The organism is Robertmurraya sp. (assembly GCF_036676585.1).
Taxonomy (GTDB): Bacteria; Bacillota; Bacilli; order Bacillales; family Cytobacillaceae; genus Robertmurraya_A.
On sequence record NZ_JAKFCQ010000115.1, the window covers coordinates 35014 to 51897 of the forward strand.

Sequence of the window (16884 nt, forward strand, 5' to 3'; positions counted from 1 at the left end):
AAAACAGCCCTTTTTTATAGGTAATCCCTTTTCCAAACCATCAAGACGTGACTGAAAAGAGATTTATCCTTATAATTAGATAGGACTGTTTTTTTTGCGTGATCCATACCTTTGCTGAAAAAGGAGTACTAAATGGAAGAAAAGCAATATGTAACAATAACTGCCTTAACCAAATATATAAAAAGAAAGTTTGACGCTGATCCACATTTACAGGATATGTACGTTAAAGGGGAAATTTCAAACTTTAAACAGCACTCCAGTGGACATATGTACTTTACTTTAAAAGACGAAAAAGCAAGAATCCTGGCTGTCATGTTTTCGAGCTTTAATAAATCCATTAAATTCAGACCAGAAAATGGAATGAAAGTGTTAGTGAAAGGTGATATCACCGTATACGAACAAAGTGGTCAGTATCAAATGTACATAAAAGAGATGCAGCCCGATGGAATCGGCGATCTTTATCTTGCTTTTGAACAGCTAAAAGAAAAACTATTAAAACAAGGTTTATTTTCAAAGGAATATAAAAAACCATTGCCAAAATACCCCCACACAGTTGGGGTAATTACCTCTCCTACGGGAGCAGCGATACGAGATATTCTAACGACCCTTAAAAGGAGATACCCGATTGCAAATATAATGGTCATTCCCGCACTTGTTCAAGGAGAACAAGGAGCTGCATCCATTGTAAAGGCAATCGAACAAGCCAATCAATCTCAAGAAATTGATGTATTGATTGTTGGCCGCGGTGGGGGATCGATTGAGGAACTATGGTCGTTTAATGAGGAAATAGTGGCGAGGGCCATATTTGCATCTAGGATTCCGATTATCTCTGCTGTTGGTCATGAAACAGACACCACCATTGCTGATTATGTAGCGGATCTTCGAGCACCGACTCCTACGGGTGCGGCAGAGCTCGCTGTTCCTCATATTGATGAATTAATTGAAAGAGTGTTAACAAGACAAACAAGGATTATTCGAAAAATTAAAGAGAAGATAAATGTACAAGCACAGCGATATGATCGTTTGAGTAAATCATACGCCTTTAAATACCCACAAAGATTGTATGAACAAAAGGTAGAGCAGGTTGATAAGTCAACAGAATTATTACAGAGAGCAGCACAAGCATTATTTTTAAATAGAAATGAAGGATATATTCGTACCAAACGGAGACTTGAAAGAAATAATTTGAATATGCTTCTTCAAACATCTGTTCTGCAGCAAACAAAGACGGAAAAGGCATTAAATCGTGCCTTTGCTAATCTTCTTTTAGCTAAGAAAAAAGAACATCAAAGAGTAAATGTGGCATTGGATGCATTAAGCCCTTTGAAAATTATGGATCGAGGATATAGCCTCGTCTACAATGAAGACGATCACTTAGTAAAAAGCACGGAACAAATCCGACTTAATGATAATATTAAAATAAAACTTGTAGATGGTTCTATCACTTGTGAAGTGTTAGAGATCGAGGGGAAGGATCAAACAAATGAGTAAAGAAACGAAAATAAGCTTTGAAGAAGCAATGCAGCAACTTGAAGATATCGTTGAACAACTAGAAGAAGGTGATGTACCTCTAGAAGAGGCGATTTCTATTTATAAAAAAGGAATGGAGCTTTCAAAGCTTTGTCACGATAAGCTCCGCAATGTAGAGGAGCAGCTAACAGAAATTCTTACGGAGAATGGGAAGAAGGAAACCTTCTCTATTCAAGAGGAGGAATAAAAGTGAAGAAAGTGGGATTTACCACCTTTTCTAAAAAGTATAAAGAGTTAGTGGAAGCTTATTTAAATGAATCTGTTAGTAAATTAACTGCACCTTCACTAATTAAGGAAGCGATGCTCTACTCGTTAGAAGCAGGCGGCAAACGTATTCGTCCGTTATTATTATTCGCTACATTAGAAGCGTTTGGTAAGAAGGGGGAATTAGGTTTAGAAGCGGCTGCAGCGATAGAAATGATCCATACGTACTCTTTAATTCATGACGATCTTCCGAGCATGGATAACGATGACCTACGAAGAGGAAAACCAACAAATCATAAGGTGTTCGGAGAAGCATATGCCATTCTTGCTGGAGACGCCCTTTTAACGTACAGCTTTCAAGTAATTTCAAGTGCATCCTCAGAACAAATACCGGCCGAAGTGAAAATTCAACTTATTACTGAGCTAGCAAAAGCATCAGGGGCAGAAGGAATGGTAGGTGGACAAGTAGCCGATATGGATGGGGAAGGGAAAGACTTAAGTCTTGATGAACTTGAATACATTCACATCCATAAGACAGGGAAGTTACTTGCGTACAGCGTGGTTGCTGGAGCCATGATTGCCGGAGCAAATACTCACCAATTAGAAAAGTTTGCTACATTTGCTCACCATTTAGGTTTAGCCTTTCAAATTAGGGATGATATTCTAGACCTTGAAGGTGATGAAGAAATCATTGGAAAGAAAGTAGGCAGTGACGAACAAAACAATAAGAGCACATATCCATCGTTGCTGACGATGGAGGGGGCAAGGCAATCGTTACTAGAGCATATTTCGCTTGCAAAGGATTCCCTAAATAGTATGGAGCTTGAAACGGATATTCTTAAAGAAATCACGGATTTAGTAGCTAACCGAAATCATTAATGAGAGTGTAAACGGAAAACATTTGGAAAAATGACTATAATACGGTACTCTTAATGTATACAGCAAACGAAAAACCTATGAACATCTAAGAAAAAGATTGGCAACAATTAAGAGATGAAAGTGAGTGGTCCAACTAGTGGATCTGTTATCAATTAAAGACCCTTCCTTTTTAAAAGGGCTTTCTCAACAACAACTACAAGAATTAAGTAACGACATCAGACAATTTTTAATAGAAAAATTATCAGTTACGGGTGGGCATATTGGACCGAACTTAGGAGTAGTAGAGCTGACCATTGCTCTTCATACTTGTTTTTCAAGCCCAAAAGATAAAATTTTATGGGATGTTGGTCACCAATCATATGTCCATAAAATTTTAACAGGTAGAGCAAGTGAGTTTGACACGCTAAGACAATATAAAGGCTTATGTGGATTTCCAAAGATGATTGAAAGTGAACATGATGTATGGGAAACAGGGCATAGTTCTACCTCTTTATCCGCTGCTATGGGAATGGCGATAGCAAGGGATTTAAAAAAGGAGAAATCTTTTGTTGTCCCTGTGATTGGTGATGGTGCATTAACTGGTGGAATGGCACTAGAAGCATTAAATCACATCGGTCATGAAAAGAAGAACCTCATCGTTGTCTTAAATGACAATGAAATGAGCATTGCACCAAATGTAGGAGCACTTCACAGTATCTTAGGGCGATTACGAACGGCTGGGAAATATCACTGGGCGAAAGATGAACTGGAGTATTTGTTGAAGAAAATTCCTGCTGTTGGAGGAAAATTAGCCACAACGGCCGAGAGAATAAAAGATAGCCTAAAGTATTTGTTAGTTTCAGGTATGTTTTTTGAGGAGATGGGCTTTACGTATTTAGGACCAGTAGATGGTCATAATTATGATGAACTATTTGAAAATTTAGCCTACGCAAAAAAGACAGAAGGACCGGTTCTTTTACACGTGATCACTAAAAAAGGGAAGGGATATCATCCTGCAGAAAGTGATGTAGTGGGTACTTGGCACGGAACGGGACCGTATAAAATTGAAACAGGAGCTTTTCCAAAACCAGCTGAAACCCCTCCGCCAGCATGGAGTAAACTGGTAAGTGAAACGGTTCGTAGGCTGGCTCGAGAAGATGAGAGAATCGTTGCGATCACCCCTGCGATGCCTGTTGGTTCGAAGCTTGAGGGATTTGCAAGTGAATTCCCTGATCGTATGTTTGATGTGGGAATTGCTGAACAGCATGCTGCGACAGTAGCTGCGGGTCTTGCAACCCAAAAGATGAAGCCGTTTTTAGCCATTTATTCGACTTTCCTACAACGAGCCTATGACCAAGTGGTTCATGATATTTGCCGTCAAAACTTAAATGTTTTTATTGGTATTGATCGTGCAGGGCTTGTAGGTGCTGATGGAGAAACTCATCAAGGAGTATTTGATATTGCCTTTATGAGACATGTGCCAAACATGGTGCTGATGATGCCTAAAGATGAAAACGAAGGGCAACATATGGTCAATACAGCTTTAAAGTATGATGATGGACCGATTGCCATGAGATTTCCACGAGGAAATGGAGTAGGGGTTCCATTGGATGAAGAGCTTAAAACGATTCCAATTGGTACTTGGGAAGTATTAAAAGAAGGCGAAGATGTGGCTATTTTAACTTTTGGGACAACGATTCCAATGGCGTTAGAGGCAGCAAATCATCTTGAACAGCAGGGGATTCGTGTGAAGGTCGTCAATGCTCGATTTATTAAACCGTTAGACCGGAAGATGCTATCTGATCTGTTTGAACGTAAAATGCCTGTATTAACGATCGAAGAAGCCGTCCTTCAAGGTGGGTTTGGAAGTTCTATCTTAGAGTTTGCATCGGAAAATCGTTATTTTGATGCAGTGATTGATCGTATGGGGATTCCAGATCAATTTATTGAGCATGGAAGTGTTGATGAGTTATTGAAAGAGATCGATTTGACCGTGGATTCAACGATTCGGAAAGTAATCGAACTCACACAGGTTAAAGGGAAAAAAGGTTCACTACTATGAAAAGTAAAAAAGAAAGAATTGACGTCCTGCTAGTTGAACGCGGGTTAATAGAAACAAGAGAAAAAGCGAAACGTGCAATTATGGCAGGACTCGTATATAGCAATGAAAACCGATTGGATAAGCCAGGTGAGAAAATAAGCAGCGATCTACCGTTAACGATAAAAGGAAATGTCATGCCATATGTAAGTAGGGGTGGCTTAAAGTTAGAAAAAGCATTGAAGGAATTTGACGTATATGTCGAAGGAAAAGTTTTGTTAGATATTGGTGCTTCCACCGGCGGATTTACGGACTGTGCATTACAAAATGGAGCTAAACAATCGTATGCCTTAGATGTCGGATATAATCAGTTAGCATGGAAGCTGAGACAGGATGAACGAGTCATCGTCATGGAACGGACAAATTTTCGTTATGTGACACCTGCTGATCTGACTGGTGAGATGCCGAATTTTGCTTCAATAGATGTTTCGTTTATATCATTAAAGCTAATTCTCCCTGTGTTAAAAACTCTCCTAGTGCCCAACAGTGATATTATCGCTTTGGTCAAACCACAATTTGAGGCTGGAAGAGAAGAGGTAGGGAAAAAGGGAATCGTAAGGGATCCAAAGGTACATGAAGCGGTTGTAAATAAAATCATCGACCTATCTTTGTCTCTAGGTTATGATGTCAAAAATCTATCGTTCTCACCAATCACCGGTGGCGATGGCAATATTGAGTTTTTACTTCATTTAGGCTGGGAAGGTGAAAAGGAGCAAGGGATAAACCATCTTTCTAAGAAGCCAAGCCAAATTGTTTCAGAAGCTCATGAAGTATTAAAATCAAAGGGGAATGTAGAAGAGTAAGCGGTCCTGCTTATTCTTCTTTTTATTGCAGGTATACTTTGACGAGATAAGCAAAAGGATGTATATTTATACATATATACATCTACAAAAGTTGAAAAAATATAACAAAATATTACAGAGTTTTTGAAAGCAATCAGGGGTGAAAACATGAATAAAGGTCAACGTCATATTAAAATTAGAGAAATCATTACTAGCAATGATATTGAGACACAAGATGAATTAGTTGATGAACTAAAGTTTGCTGGATTTAATGTAACACAAGCAACCATTTCTAGAGATATTAAAGAACTACACTTAGTAAAAGTGCCGCTTATGGATGGAAGATACAAATATAGTCTTCCAGCCGATCAACGTTTTAATCCTCTCCAAAAATTAAAGAGAAATTTAATGGATGCCTTCGTTCGTATTGATAGTGCAGGTCACTTACTTGTTATGAAAACATTACCGGGTAATGCCATGGCCATTGGTGCACTGATAGATAACTTAGATTGGGAAGAGATTTTAGGAACGATTTGTGGAGATGATACCATTCTTATTATTTGTAGAAAAGAAGAAGAAACGATTACGATTTCCAATCGATTCCTTGAAATGCTCTAAACAGAGGTGAAACCAGTTGTTAACCGAGTTGTCTATTAAAAACTTTGCTATTATAGAAAATCTAACTGTGTCCTTTACAAAAGGATTGACCGTTTTGACAGGTGAAACAGGAGCAGGTAAATCGATTATTATCGATGCTGTTCATCTTCTTGTCGGGGGAAGAGGTTCGTCAGAATTTGTTCGACATGGAGAAGAAAAAGCCGAAATTGAAGGGCTTTTCCAACTAGAGAGTTTAACGCATCCTAGCTATCAAAAAGCCGAAGAGTTTGGAATAGAGATTGAAGAGGGAATGCTTATTTTAAGAAGAGATATATCGCAATCAGGAAAAAGTGTTTGTCGCATAAACGGCAAATTGGTGACCATATCTACCTTGCGTGAAATAGGAGCGACATTAATTGATATTCATGGACAGCATGAGCATCAAGAATTAATGGAGGAAGCTAAGCACCAAAAGCTTTTAGACCAATTCGGGGCAAAATCAATATCAAGTCAACTAGAAGAGTATTCGAAATTATATCGAAGCTATGAGCAGACCTCTAAAAGGTTAAAAAGTTTGAGTGAAAATGAACAGAAAATGGCTCATCGACTGGATTTGATTCAATTTCAATTTGATGAAATTCAAAAAGCTCAGTTAGTGATTAATGAAGATGACCAATTACTTGAAGAAAAGAAACGATTGTCTAATTTTGAAAAGGTGTATGAGGGCCTTTCTAATAGCTATTCTGTCCTTCAAGGAGATCAAAAGGGATTAGATTGGATTGGTCTTTTAATGAGTCACTTAGAAGATGTTTCAAGTGTCGATCATCAATTTCAAGAGTTAGCTGAGACGGTGTCGACTAGTTACTACGCCTTAGAGGACGTCGCTAGAGAACTGAGAAGTAAAATGGATAGTCTTGAGTTCAACCCAGAACGTTTGCACGATATTGAAAGCAGACTAAACGAAATAAATCAGCTAAAGAGGAAATATGGAAAGACGATTGAAGAGATCATAGAATACGCTGCTAAAATTGAAGAAGAGATAGAAACACTACAAAATAAAGAAACACATATCAATGCCTTAAGTAAAGAGCTTGCGGCGATTAAGAAAGATTTAGTACTCGAAGCGAAAGAGTTGACCTCCACAAGGTTACAGTTTGCGGAGAAGTTAACAAAATCGATACACCGTGAATTAAAAGAGCTTTATATGGATAAAACAGTATTTGAAGTACGTTTTCACTCGGATTATGATGTGTTCACTCCTACAGGATGTGATCAAATCGAATTTTTTATCTCGACAAATCCAGGAGAACCATTAAAGCCTTTATCCAAGGTAGCATCTGGTGGAGAGCTATCGAGAATGATGCTAGCCTTAAAAAGTATCTTCTCTAAACATCAAGGCGTTACTTCCATTATTTTTGATGAAGTGGATACTGGGGTGTCAGGACGTGTAGCACAAGCCATTGCAGAAAAGATTTACAAAGTAGCTGTATCATCTCAGGTACTTTGTATTTCCCATTTGCCTCAAGTGGCAGCTATGGCTGATACCCATCTTTATATTTCTAAGATTACCCAAAAGGGAAGAACGAAAACGTCAGTGCAATCATTATCAGAGCCAGATAAGGTGAAAGAAATCGGTCGTATGATTTCTGGAGTAGAAATTACCGATTTGACTCGAGAGCATGCAAAAGAATTACTCCATTTAGCAAAGGAAATGAAGGTAACTTGAAAAGCTATCCATAAACGGGTAGCTTTTTTATAACGGAAGAGGTTATAAATGCGACTCAAGCAGGCAAAATTAAAGATGTAGCCATAAAGAAGAAAAAAGTGTGTGTGGACTAGAAGCGAGGAGAGTGAAAGATGTTGAGGCATGAACTTCTTAGAAAAATAATTGGTGGAATTCTCCTTGTTTCATTAGTTGCCATAGGATTTTCGAAACCGTTTCAAGATTACCTTAGTATCCCCAAAAGCGTTACCCTGTTTGAAGGTGAAAACCTTATTTTACAAAAATCTACTCCTGTATCTGCTGCCGTCACAGCAAATTCAACTCTTTCTGTTCAACAAGATGATCAAACCGTGTCATTACAAGCAAAGAAATACGGGAAAGATGAAATGCTGCTTGAACTAGCAGGTTTCCCTATTAAAAAGGTCGATGTAGACGTATTAAAGGATTTTAAAGTCATTCCAGGTGGACAGTCTATCGGTGTGAAGCTTAATACGGTAGGAGTCCTTGTCGTTGGTCACCATCAAGTAAATACAGCAGAAGGCAAGAAATCTCCAGGTGAAATTGCAGGGATTAAAGTAGGCGACATTATTACAAAGATTAACGGTCAAAAAATTGAAAAAATGTCAGATGTAGCACCATTTGTTCAAACAGCAGGTCAAAAGGGTGAACCATTAAATATTGAAGTAAGCAGAGAAGATGGCAAAATTGAAACAAAGCTTATGCCATTAAAAGAAACAGGAGAAGAGAATTTTAAACTTGGCTTATATATTCGTGACTCGGCGGCTGGTATTGGAACGATGACGTTTTATCATCCGGAATCGAAAAAGTATGGTGCTTTAGGACATGTTATTTCGGACATGGACACGAAAAAGCCTATCGTAGTTGAGGATGGTCAAATTGTTCGCTCAACAGTCACGTCTATTGAAAAAGGAAGCAATGGAGATCCAGGTGAAAAACTTGCCCGTTTCTCTTCCGATAAAGAAGTAATTGGTGACATTCAAAGAAATAGCCCTTTTGGAATATTTGGTAAGCTTTCAAAAGAAATTACCAATGGAATAATGGATAAAGCACTTCCGATAGCTCTTTCGCATCAGGTTAAAGAGGGTCCGGCTAAGATACTAACGGTTGTAGATAATGATCAAGTTAAATTATTTGATATCGAAATTGTAAGCACCATTCCACAAAAGTTTCCGGCTACAAAAGGAATGGTCATTAAGGTAACTGACCCAGAGTTACTTGAAAAAACAGGTGGGATTGTTCAAGGGATGAGCGGAAGTCCGATCATACAGGATGATAAGGTGGTTGGAGCCGTAACGCATGTGTTCGTCAACGACCCTACTTCAGGCTATGGTGTTCATATAGAATGGATGCTAAATGAAGCAGGCATCGATATTTACGAAAAACCAAGAGAAAAGGCGAGTTAAGGTGGAGGCTTTACGCCTCTCCTTTTTTTATTCGAAAAATAAAGATTTTTCGACAAAAATACAGAATAAGTCGAATACGGGCGAAAACCGAAGAAAAATAGAGATTTATACCATTTTTTTAGATTTTTTCAAAAAAGAAAAGGATTTACTGTTGCATTGTCGAATTGGTTAGTAGATTATATATATAGATAATTGTTCAGGTGAGAATACTTTCGAGGAGGAAACATGTAGTGAAAAAGATAAAAGTATGTGTAGTTGATGATAATAGAGAGCTAGTTGGCTTACTCAAGGATTATTTAGTGTCCCAAGAAGATATGGAAGTCGTTGGTGCTGCTCATAATGGTCAAGAATGTCTGGATTTATTAGAAAAAGTGACTCCTGATGTTCTTGTTTTAGATATTATTATGCCACACTTAGACGGGCTAGCGGTTCTTGAAAAGTTGCGTGAAACTCGAAAGTCTCCGATGCCGAACGTTATTATGCTTACAGCATTCGGCCAAGAGGACGTTACTAAGAAAGCGGTAGAACTAGGAGCTTCTTACTTTATCTTAAAACCATTTGATTTAGAAAATTTAGGAAATCATATTCGTCAAGTGAGTGGAAAAACAAGCGCTGTCATGAGATCGTCCTCGCCATTAACAACTAGTCCAATGTATCGTCAACAAATGGAATCAAAACCGAAAAATTTGGATGCAAATATTACTAGCATTATCCATGAAATTGGTGTACCGGCTCATATTAAAGGGTATTTATATTTACGTGAAGCAATTTCTATGGTTTACAATGATATTGAACTGCTTGGATCAATTACAAAGGTATTGTATCCTGATATTGCAAAGAAATATAATACTACGGCTAGCCGTGTAGAACGTGCAATACGTCATGCCATTGAGGTTGCTTGGAGCCGAGGAAATATCGACAGCATTTCGAGTCTTTTCGGATATACCGTGAGCATGTCAAAAGCAAAACCTACCAATTCAGAATTTATCGCGATGGTTGCTGATAAGCTTCGTTTAGAGCACAAGGCTTCTTGAAAGAGTTAGAAGAAAAGTAAGCCATCATTCAGTATTATTTATTATAAGGAAAATAAAAACCCAATGACAATGTGTTCATTGGGTTTTGTATGGTTATGGGGATTATTAATAATGATGGTGGTTATCTTTATCCTCGTCCTGTTTACATACATGTTTCTGCAGTTTAACCTGTTGATTTTGTAGTACCTTTAAAGTCAGCTCAACAACCATTTTTTCTTCGATTTTTGTGAAGGTACCTTCTTCAAATGGTGCACAGATTTCTCCCTCTGGGCCAAAGACCGTTCCCATTTTTCTATTAAGGGCTTCATCCATTTCAATAAAATGACTTGCGATTAATTCGCAATACGGTAGCTCGTTAAAAACCTCACCACTAATTTGGTTGTACTCGGAGAGGTCAGCAGAAAGCAATTTTTCTTTGGAAGCATATCCATGAGGTAGTGGGGAAGACATGAAATACTCGAACTCAGTCGTTTTAGGACCAGCTTTAAAAGCGGGTTTGCTTAAAAAGTCTATTTGAGTAACTGCTTGAAATGGGACATCGACCGTTAAGGAGTGAATGCTTGAAGAGACAAAATCTTTCCCTCCTGCTTTAGGTGTTGCATATTGAATGTTTTTTCTAACAAATCCCTTTAAGAATAGCTTGTTTGTCGGTAGCAATAGACGACATTGTACTAGCTTTAGGTTTTTCTTAATTTTTTTGATTTCTAATACTGGCTCAGGAAACTCAATAATGGAATCTAGGTCGATTTGTACAGTTGTTTCCCCTAATACAACAGGAACTTTCATAAAAGGATACGAATTAATTACCTCTGGTGTTACAGGTGTGTTACTTACTTCTTGTTGAACAGATGATGATTTTACAACTTTCTTTTTTCCTTGAGAATCATGATGCTCATAAAATGACATACTAACTTTCCCCTTTCTGATGCTTGTTATACATGATTAGTGTATGATTCGCTTGTCCCGGTGTATGGACTAATGGACAGGTGTTTTTGCCTGTTTATGTTTTCTACATAACAAAGAAGGAACCATACAAACAGTTCCTTCTGGTTTAAAGTTTTATTATTTGGTTTTGCCATATCCTAAACTGTTTTTCACAATATATGTCCAATATTAGAATGGAGTTAGTACCCTCTTCTTTTATATTCTTTGTTGTAATAATTTTGGTAGATATGATTTCAAAAATAGGCGGTTCATTTTGGTAAATCGTTTGTTCAAAGTGAGTGGAAGTTTCTGTTTTTTGGTCTTGGTTTATGAAATCATACTGTGTTTTTTCATTGCTCAAAGGAATCATTGGAGGGTACGTATAGTCTAATTGACATGTTTTTTTCCACGGAATAAGAAGATTTTCCATGTGGATGTTAGAGTTGTTTATTTTGGTATAGGTGATTTCAGCATGAAGTTTACCGGAAATCCAAAGTCGATTTGCTACTAGGTTTATTTGATATTCAGGGTGAGTGGTAGTCCAGTTGATGTCTAATATTTTGTTTGTTCTTTCGCTAATTTTAATGGTTTTATTAATCGTAAAGTCAAATTCCGAATGAACGATTTCAACTGGGACTCTTATATAACGGGGGGCTGAGTTAGAATTTGAGAGTTGCTCATAAGGGTGATGATTATTTTCATTCATAAAAATCCCTACTAACATATAATATATTTACTTAAAAATATGATACTGCTTTTATAGATATCACTTGTTGGGACAAAGTTTTGTTTTTATATGAAGAAGATTGATCATGTATATTCAAGTAACCATCTTTCATATATACTTAAAGTACTATTATGATTAGGGTGACGGCATTCATGGACCTAATAAACAATGAATATTTTCGACTTGAAGAGGAGAACGGATCTATCTTTATTACTGTTTTACAAAAAGGATTTTCACTTAATCGATTGGATCAGCTTGTTCGAGAGCATCCGAGAATAGCGATCACAAAATTTGTAGAATTGAAGGCTAGTTTAGAACAAGCAAAAAATGAGAAGATTCATGTCGGTGAATGGAAGCCTCTTATATCTATTTCTTTTAGTGAAAATAAGATGATCGTAAAAATGCGGCTTCACGTAACAGAAGCACAGTTACACAGTGAGCGTGAAAAACTCACTGCTGACATAATGGAAGCACTAGATGTTCATGGAATTAAAAATGGAATATTGGAAGCAGCAGTAAAGCAACCACTTGCAAATAAGGAATTTGTCGTAGCAAAAGGTGAACCCGCCCTTACTGGAGCGGATGCGGTTGTGCGGTATTTTCAATTATCTGACCGAAAACCGGCAATTCGTGAAGATGGAAAAGCGGATTTCTTTGATTTGCACTTTATTGATGAAGTGAAAGCTGGGGATTGGCTTGGTGAAAAGAAGTCATGTACAGAAGGTGTTCCTGGAAGAAATGTACTGGGAGAGGTTTTGCTTCCGAAACAAGGGAAGGACAAACCCTTATTTTATGACCATAAGACAGTTGAAAAGATAGAAAAGGACGACGTAGCCACTTTGAAAGCGCTTGTAGATGGAGTTGTCCAATACAAAGATGGGAAAATTTCTGTTGGAAATCATCTCATCATTAATGGAGATGTTGGAACGGGTACTGGAAACATTCAATTTGATGGAAGTGTCACAATTAACGGCATTGTTTCAGCGGGCTATAGTGTCAATGCTACTCAGGATATTTCAATCTTAGGGGAGCTTGGCATAAGCGGGGCCAAAGAAGTGGAATCCGAAAGCGGTGACATTTTTATTAAAGGTGGAGTGTTCGGGAATAACATAACCATTATTAAAGCAGCAAAAAATATATTCTTAAAACATGCTAATGAATGTACTCTAGAAGCTGGTGAGGATATTCATATTGGATATTATGCGTTAGGTGCAAAAATTAAGGGAAGAAATATTATCGCTAACGAACAAAAGGGTAAAATTATCGGCGGAACCATTGAGGCGAAGGGGAAGGTAAGTGCTGCTGTATTTGGCAATAGGCTAGAAAGGAAGACATTTATTCAAGTTGAAGGATTCAATCGCTTCGAATTAGAACATGAGCTTTCAGAGTTGTTGTTGAGGTATAAAGAAAAAGTTTTCTATGTGGAAGGGCTTAAAAAGCAACTCGAATCGTTTGAAGACTTACAATCGCATTTAAATGAAACACAATTCAAACAATTTCAACGTTTAAAGAGCGTGTATGAGGACGAAATGATTGAAGTGTCCTTTTTAGAGGCGCGAAGAAAAAACGTCATGAAGCTTCTTGAGACAAAGGGAGAAGGTCAAGTAAGTATACAAGTTGCAGCGTATCCAGAAACGACACTACAAATCAAAAATCAGAAAAAACATGTTCGAACTTTAATAAAAGGTACGATTTACTGTGATAGGAATACACTTTACTCGGAATAATGGAGGTACGATCATTATGACGGAAGTAATTGCACATCGAGGCTATTCAGCTAAGTATCCTGAGAATACGATGATAGCATTTCATGAAGCTGAATATGCAAATGCAGATGGAGTAGAGCTAGATGTCCAGCTTTCAAAAGATGGTGAAGTAGTAGTCATTCATGATGAAAAACTAAACCGCACGACAAGTGGAAAAGGGTATGTAAAGGACTTTACACTTCAAGAATTAAAAAAATTGAATGCGGGAGTATTATTTCCTGATTTAAAAGAAAAACAAACAATTCCTACATTAGAAGAAGTATTCGCTTGGCTAACGACAAATACATTAACCTGCAATGTTGAATTAAAAAATGGTGTGTTTCGTTACGAAGAAATGGAAGAAAAAGTGATACAATTAATTCGTAAATACGATCTCTCAGAACGAATCGTCATTTCTTCGTTTAACCATTACAGTATTGTTCATTGCTATAGACTTGCTCCAGAAATCGAGATTGCCCCTTTGCTATCAGAAGGTCTATATATGCCATGGGTATATGCAGCTTCTATTCAAGCGAAAGGGTTTCATCCCCATTATTTATCAGTGCCCAATGAGGTGATTGGTCTTTCCTTAGAGTCGGGAATTGCTGTGAGGCCATATACAGTCAATAAAGGAGCTGAGATGGAGAGATTGTTTCAAATCAATTGTACAGCATTTATAACAGATGATCCAACCAAAGCGGTTAAACTTCGGGATAAATATAAAAAAGACAAAGCGTAATCATATTTTTACGCTTTGTCTTTTTTTTGTGTCTGAAATCGAGCTTGTACTTTATTTTTTTTGCGATCTCTGTGAAAGATAAAACCTGCAACGAAAGATAAACCTGCCACAAACAGAAATAGACCAATCAGAAATTGAAGCCAAAGATATGGAAAGGGTGAAAGAAGTATCCCGAACAGCATATCTCGCATTAGTTTAATACCGTATGCAGCTAAAAAGCCAGGTATTAATAAGATAAGTAACGCAAATATTCTAATCATAGGCAATCCCTTCAAAACGAAAGTGTGGTCTCCTCTGCCATCATAAATTATTCTCCCAATTTGTCAAGATGGAATATTCACATTAAAATAGAGACATGCAATATTTTTCATTATTCATATAGAGTAGGTGATTTTTTGCAGACAGTCATGATTGTAGGGGCCGGTAAGGGTGGAACTTCTATATTAAAAATATTAAAAGAAACAGCTATGCTTGATGTTAAAGTAGTGATTGATCGTGATCAAGAGGCGGAAGGAATAAAACACGCCAAAACGGAAGGAATCATTACAGATATTGATTGGCGTAAATATATAGAAACAGTTGATATTATTATTGAGGTAACTGGTGATGAAAATGTTTTCCGTGAATTAAGAGATGCTCGCTCTAAGAATACGGTTCTTATTCCTGGAAGTGTAGCCTTCCTTGTTACCATGTTAATTGAAGAAAAAGAAAAGTTGCTTGATAAAGTGCAAAATGATGCATATAAGCATGACCTGATTTTTAATTCAACTGACGATGGGATGATTGTAGTAAATAAAGACGGGGTAGTGACCCTTTTTAATAGCAGTGCGGAGAGAATGACAGGAATTAGCCAGAAAGAGGCGATTGGAAAACCAATCGTCGAGGTTATTCCTTCAAGCCAGTTGCCACGTATTTTAAAAACCAGGAAAATTGAAGCGAATCATGAATTGGTATTAACGAATGGTATGCATGTGATAACCACCCGAATCCCAATGATTGATGAAAATAATCAATTAATTGGTGCGTTTTCTGTCTTTAAAGATAAAACAGAATTAATGGACCTGGCACTAGAAATAACGAATTTAAATGAGATAAGGACCATGCTTCAGGCGATTATTCAGTCGAGTGATGAAGCAATTTCTGTTGTGGATGAAAACGGAAATGGAATTATGATTAACCCAGCTTATAGCAGGTTAACCGGATTGACAGAGGAACAAGTCATTGGTCAACCAGCCAATGCTGATATATCAGAAGGCGAAAGTATGCATATGAAAGTACTTCAAACGAGGAGACCGGTAAGAGGAGTAACGATGAGAGTTGGACCGAATAAAAAAGATGTCATTGTCAATGTTGCTCCTATAATCGTTGATGGAAAACTAAAAGGAAGCGTTGGAGTCATTCATGATATGTCCGAAATTCAAAGCTTAAATAAAGAGTTGAGTAGAGCGAGGCAAATTATTCGTACTCTTGAAGCGAAATACTCCTTTGATGATATTATTGGACGTTCGGAAGAAATCCAGCTTTCAATTGAACAAGCAAGACTTGGTGCGAAAACTCCTGCAACGGTTTTGCTTCGCGGTGAATCAGGAACGGGAAAGGAACTTTTTGCGCACGCGATCCATAATGGAAGTGATCGGAAATATAACAAGTTCATCCGTGTAAATTGTGCGGCATTATCAGAAAGTCTGCTCGAGAGTGAACTGTTTGGCTATGAGGAAGGAGCGTTCTCAGGTGCGAAACGTGGGGGCAAAAGAGGGTTATTTGAAGAAGCGAATAATGGAAGTATTTTTCTTGATGAGATTGGTGAGTTGACGGCCAATACACAAGCAAAGCTGTTAAGAGTTCTACAGGAAAATGAAATTACAAGAGTGGGTGGGACCAAATCGATCCCAATTAATGTTCGAGTGATCGCTGCCACGAATGTAAATATTGAGAAAGGCATTGCGAACGGTACTTTTCGGGAAGACTTATATTATCGTCTCAATCGAATGCCTATTCATATTCCTGCTTTGAGGTCCAGAAAAGAGGATATTCCGTTGCTTTGCGAAAGGCTCATTCAGAAAATCAATCAAGATTATGGACGAAATGTGGAGGGAATCACCCCGCTCGCGATGAAGCAACTTATGCGTTACGATTGGCCAGGGAATGTTCGGGAATTAGAAAACATTCTTGGACGGGCAATCATTTTTATGACCAATCATGAAACAGAAATTGATATTATGCACGTTCCAGCTTTAATTAAGGAGCAAGATCAGTTGCCAAAGGTGACAGCGGAGGATGAAAAAAAGGAATCGCTTGCAGAACTGGTTGAAGAGTTTGAAGCAAAAATAATCGCTCAAACTTTAGCGGAGCTAAAAGGAAATAAAACAGCAGCTGCAAAGAAATTGGGATTGTCCGTTCGAAATTTATATTATAAGCTCGATAAATACAATCTTGCCAAAAGTGGCATGCAATAAATTTCATACAATGAAACAATTTGCAGGATAATTCATGCAAAAT

15 protein-coding genes are annotated in these 16884 nt (G+C 37.7%); 12 read left to right on the top strand and 3 right to left on the bottom strand.

Annotated features, from left to right (window positions below):
• The first annotated feature begins 132 nt into the window (after positions 1-132).
• From xseA to spo0A, 9 genes are all read left to right on the top strand, one after another.
• Positions 133-1491 carry an exodeoxyribonuclease VII large subunit gene (gene xseA, locus ACGLXV_RS15430; protein ID WP_391559364.1) on the top strand — a complete coding sequence of 453 codons (1359 nt, stop codon included), beginning with the start codon at positions 133-135 and terminating at the stop codon, positions 1489-1491.
• The gene (locus ACGLXV_RS15435; RefSeq protein ID WP_119709078.1) at positions 1484-1717 is read left to right on the top strand and encodes an exodeoxyribonuclease VII small subunit; all 234 of its coding nucleotides are present in this window, start codon (positions 1484-1486) and stop codon (positions 1715-1717) included. The genes xseA and ACGLXV_RS15435 overlap by 8 nt, the downstream gene beginning before the upstream one ends.
• Before the next feature lie 2 nt (positions 1718-1719).
• Positions 1720-2613 (top strand): polyprenyl synthetase family protein, encoded by an 894-nt coding sequence (locus tag ACGLXV_RS15440; RefSeq protein WP_391559366.1) that lies wholly within the window; start codon positions 1720-1722, stop codon positions 2611-2613.
• Between the two features lie 136 nt (positions 2614-2749).
• Positions 2750-4654 carry a 1-deoxy-D-xylulose-5-phosphate synthase gene (gene dxs, locus ACGLXV_RS15445; protein ID WP_119710660.1) on the top strand — a complete coding sequence of 635 codons (1905 nt, stop codon included), beginning with the start codon at positions 2750-2752 and terminating at the stop codon, positions 4652-4654.
• On the top strand, positions 4651-5493 hold the full coding sequence (locus ACGLXV_RS15450) for a TlyA family RNA methyltransferase (protein WP_391559368.1): 843 nt from the start codon (positions 4651-4653) through the stop codon (positions 5491-5493). Before dxs ends, ACGLXV_RS15450 begins: the two co-directional genes overlap by 4 nt.
• Positions 5494-5640: 147 nt before the next feature.
• Positions 5641-6090 (top strand): transcriptional regulator AhrC/ArgR, encoded by a 450-nt coding sequence (gene ahrC, locus ACGLXV_RS15455; protein ID WP_119709076.1) that lies wholly within the window; start codon positions 5641-5643, stop codon positions 6088-6090.
• A gap of 16 nt (positions 6091-6106) precedes the next feature.
• On the top strand, positions 6107-7795 hold the full coding sequence (gene recN, locus ACGLXV_RS15460; RefSeq protein ID WP_391559370.1) for a DNA repair protein RecN: 1689 nt from the start codon (positions 6107-6109) through the stop codon (positions 7793-7795).
• 131 nt (positions 7796-7926) lie between these two features.
• Complete coding sequence (gene spoIVB / locus ACGLXV_RS15465) at positions 7927-9216, top strand: SpoIVB peptidase (RefSeq protein WP_391559371.1); 1290 nt, start codon at positions 7927-7929, stop codon at positions 9214-9216.
• Positions 9217-9446: 230 nt separating this feature from the next.
• Entirely contained in the window at positions 9447-10250 is an 804-nt protein-coding gene (gene spo0A, locus ACGLXV_RS15470) for a sporulation transcription factor Spo0A (RefSeq protein ID WP_119709074.1), read from the top strand.
• A 105-nt stretch (positions 10251-10355) separates the two neighbouring features.
• On the opposite strand, the gene ACGLXV_RS15475 is transcribed toward spo0A, so the two are convergent.
• A complete protein-coding gene (locus ACGLXV_RS15475; RefSeq protein ID WP_391559373.1) occupies positions 10356-11156 on the bottom strand; it encodes a CsxC family protein in 801 nt (266 codons plus the stop codon).
• A 145-nt stretch (positions 11157-11301) separates the two neighbouring features.
• Complete coding sequence (locus tag ACGLXV_RS15480; protein WP_391559374.1) at positions 11302-11880, bottom strand: hypothetical protein; 579 nt, start codon at positions 11878-11880, stop codon at positions 11302-11304.
• A gap of 173 nt (positions 11881-12053) precedes the next feature.
• Between ACGLXV_RS15480 and ACGLXV_RS15485 the strand changes: the two genes are divergently transcribed.
• Both ACGLXV_RS15485 and ACGLXV_RS15490 read left to right on the top strand, forming a co-directional pair.
• The gene (locus ACGLXV_RS15485; RefSeq protein WP_391559376.1) at positions 12054-13628 is read left to right on the top strand and encodes a flagellar assembly protein A; all 1575 of its coding nucleotides are present in this window, start codon (positions 12054-12056) and stop codon (positions 13626-13628) included.
• A gap of 16 nt (positions 13629-13644) precedes the next feature.
• Positions 13645-14385, top strand: a complete 741-nt coding sequence (locus tag ACGLXV_RS15490) for a glycerophosphodiester phosphodiesterase (RefSeq protein WP_391559378.1) — start codon at positions 13645-13647, stop codon at positions 14383-14385.
• A gap of 8 nt (positions 14386-14393) precedes the next feature.
• On the opposite strand, the gene ACGLXV_RS15495 is transcribed toward ACGLXV_RS15490, so the two are convergent.
• Entirely contained in the window at positions 14394-14645 is a 252-nt protein-coding gene (locus ACGLXV_RS15495; RefSeq protein WP_119710658.1) for a DUF2627 domain-containing protein, read from the bottom strand.
• Positions 14646-14780: 135 nt separating this feature from the next.
• Here ACGLXV_RS15495 and ACGLXV_RS15500 point away from each other — a divergent pair, with 135 nt between their 5' ends.
• Positions 14781-16841 carry a sigma 54-interacting transcriptional regulator gene (locus ACGLXV_RS15500; protein ID WP_391559379.1) on the top strand — a complete coding sequence of 687 codons (2061 nt, stop codon included), beginning with the start codon at positions 14781-14783 and terminating at the stop codon, positions 16839-16841.
• The last annotated feature ends 43 nt before the right edge of the window (positions 16842-16884 follow it).

What these genes read in the sequence shown, in the direction of transcription:
- xseA (WP_391559364.1), top strand. Translation starts at nt 133, where the DNA reads ATGGAAGAAAAGCAATATGTAACAATAACTGCCTTAACCAAATATATA.
- ACGLXV_RS15435 (WP_119709078.1), top strand. Translation starts at nt 1,484, where the DNA reads ATGAGTAAAGAAACGAAAATAAGCTTTGAAGAAGCAATGCAGCAACTT.
- ACGLXV_RS15450 (WP_391559368.1), top strand. Translation starts at nt 4,651, where the DNA reads ATGAAAAGTAAAAAAGAAAGAATTGACGTCCTGCTAGTTGAACGCGGG.
- ahrC (WP_119709076.1), top strand. Translation starts at nt 5,641, where the DNA reads ATGAATAAAGGTCAACGTCATATTAAAATTAGAGAAATCATTACTAGC.
- spoIVB (WP_391559371.1), top strand. Translation starts at nt 7,927, where the DNA reads ATGTTGAGGCATGAACTTCTTAGAAAAATAATTGGTGGAATTCTCCTT.
- ACGLXV_RS15475 (WP_391559373.1), bottom strand. Translation starts at nt 11,156, where the DNA reads ATGTCATTTTATGAGCATCATGATTCTCAAGGAAAAAAGAAAGTTGTA.
- ACGLXV_RS15480 (WP_391559374.1), bottom strand. Translation starts at nt 11,880, where the DNA reads ATGAATGAAAATAATCATCACCCTTATGAGCAACTCTCAAATTCTAAC.
- ACGLXV_RS15485 (WP_391559376.1), top strand. Translation starts at nt 12,054, where the DNA reads ATGGACCTAATAAACAATGAATATTTTCGACTTGAAGAGGAGAACGGA.
- ACGLXV_RS15490 (WP_391559378.1), top strand. Translation starts at nt 13,645, where the DNA reads ATGACGGAAGTAATTGCACATCGAGGCTATTCAGCTAAGTATCCTGAG.
- ACGLXV_RS15495 (WP_119710658.1), bottom strand. Translation starts at nt 14,645, where the DNA reads ATGATTAGAATATTTGCGTTACTTATCTTATTAATACCTGGCTTTTTA.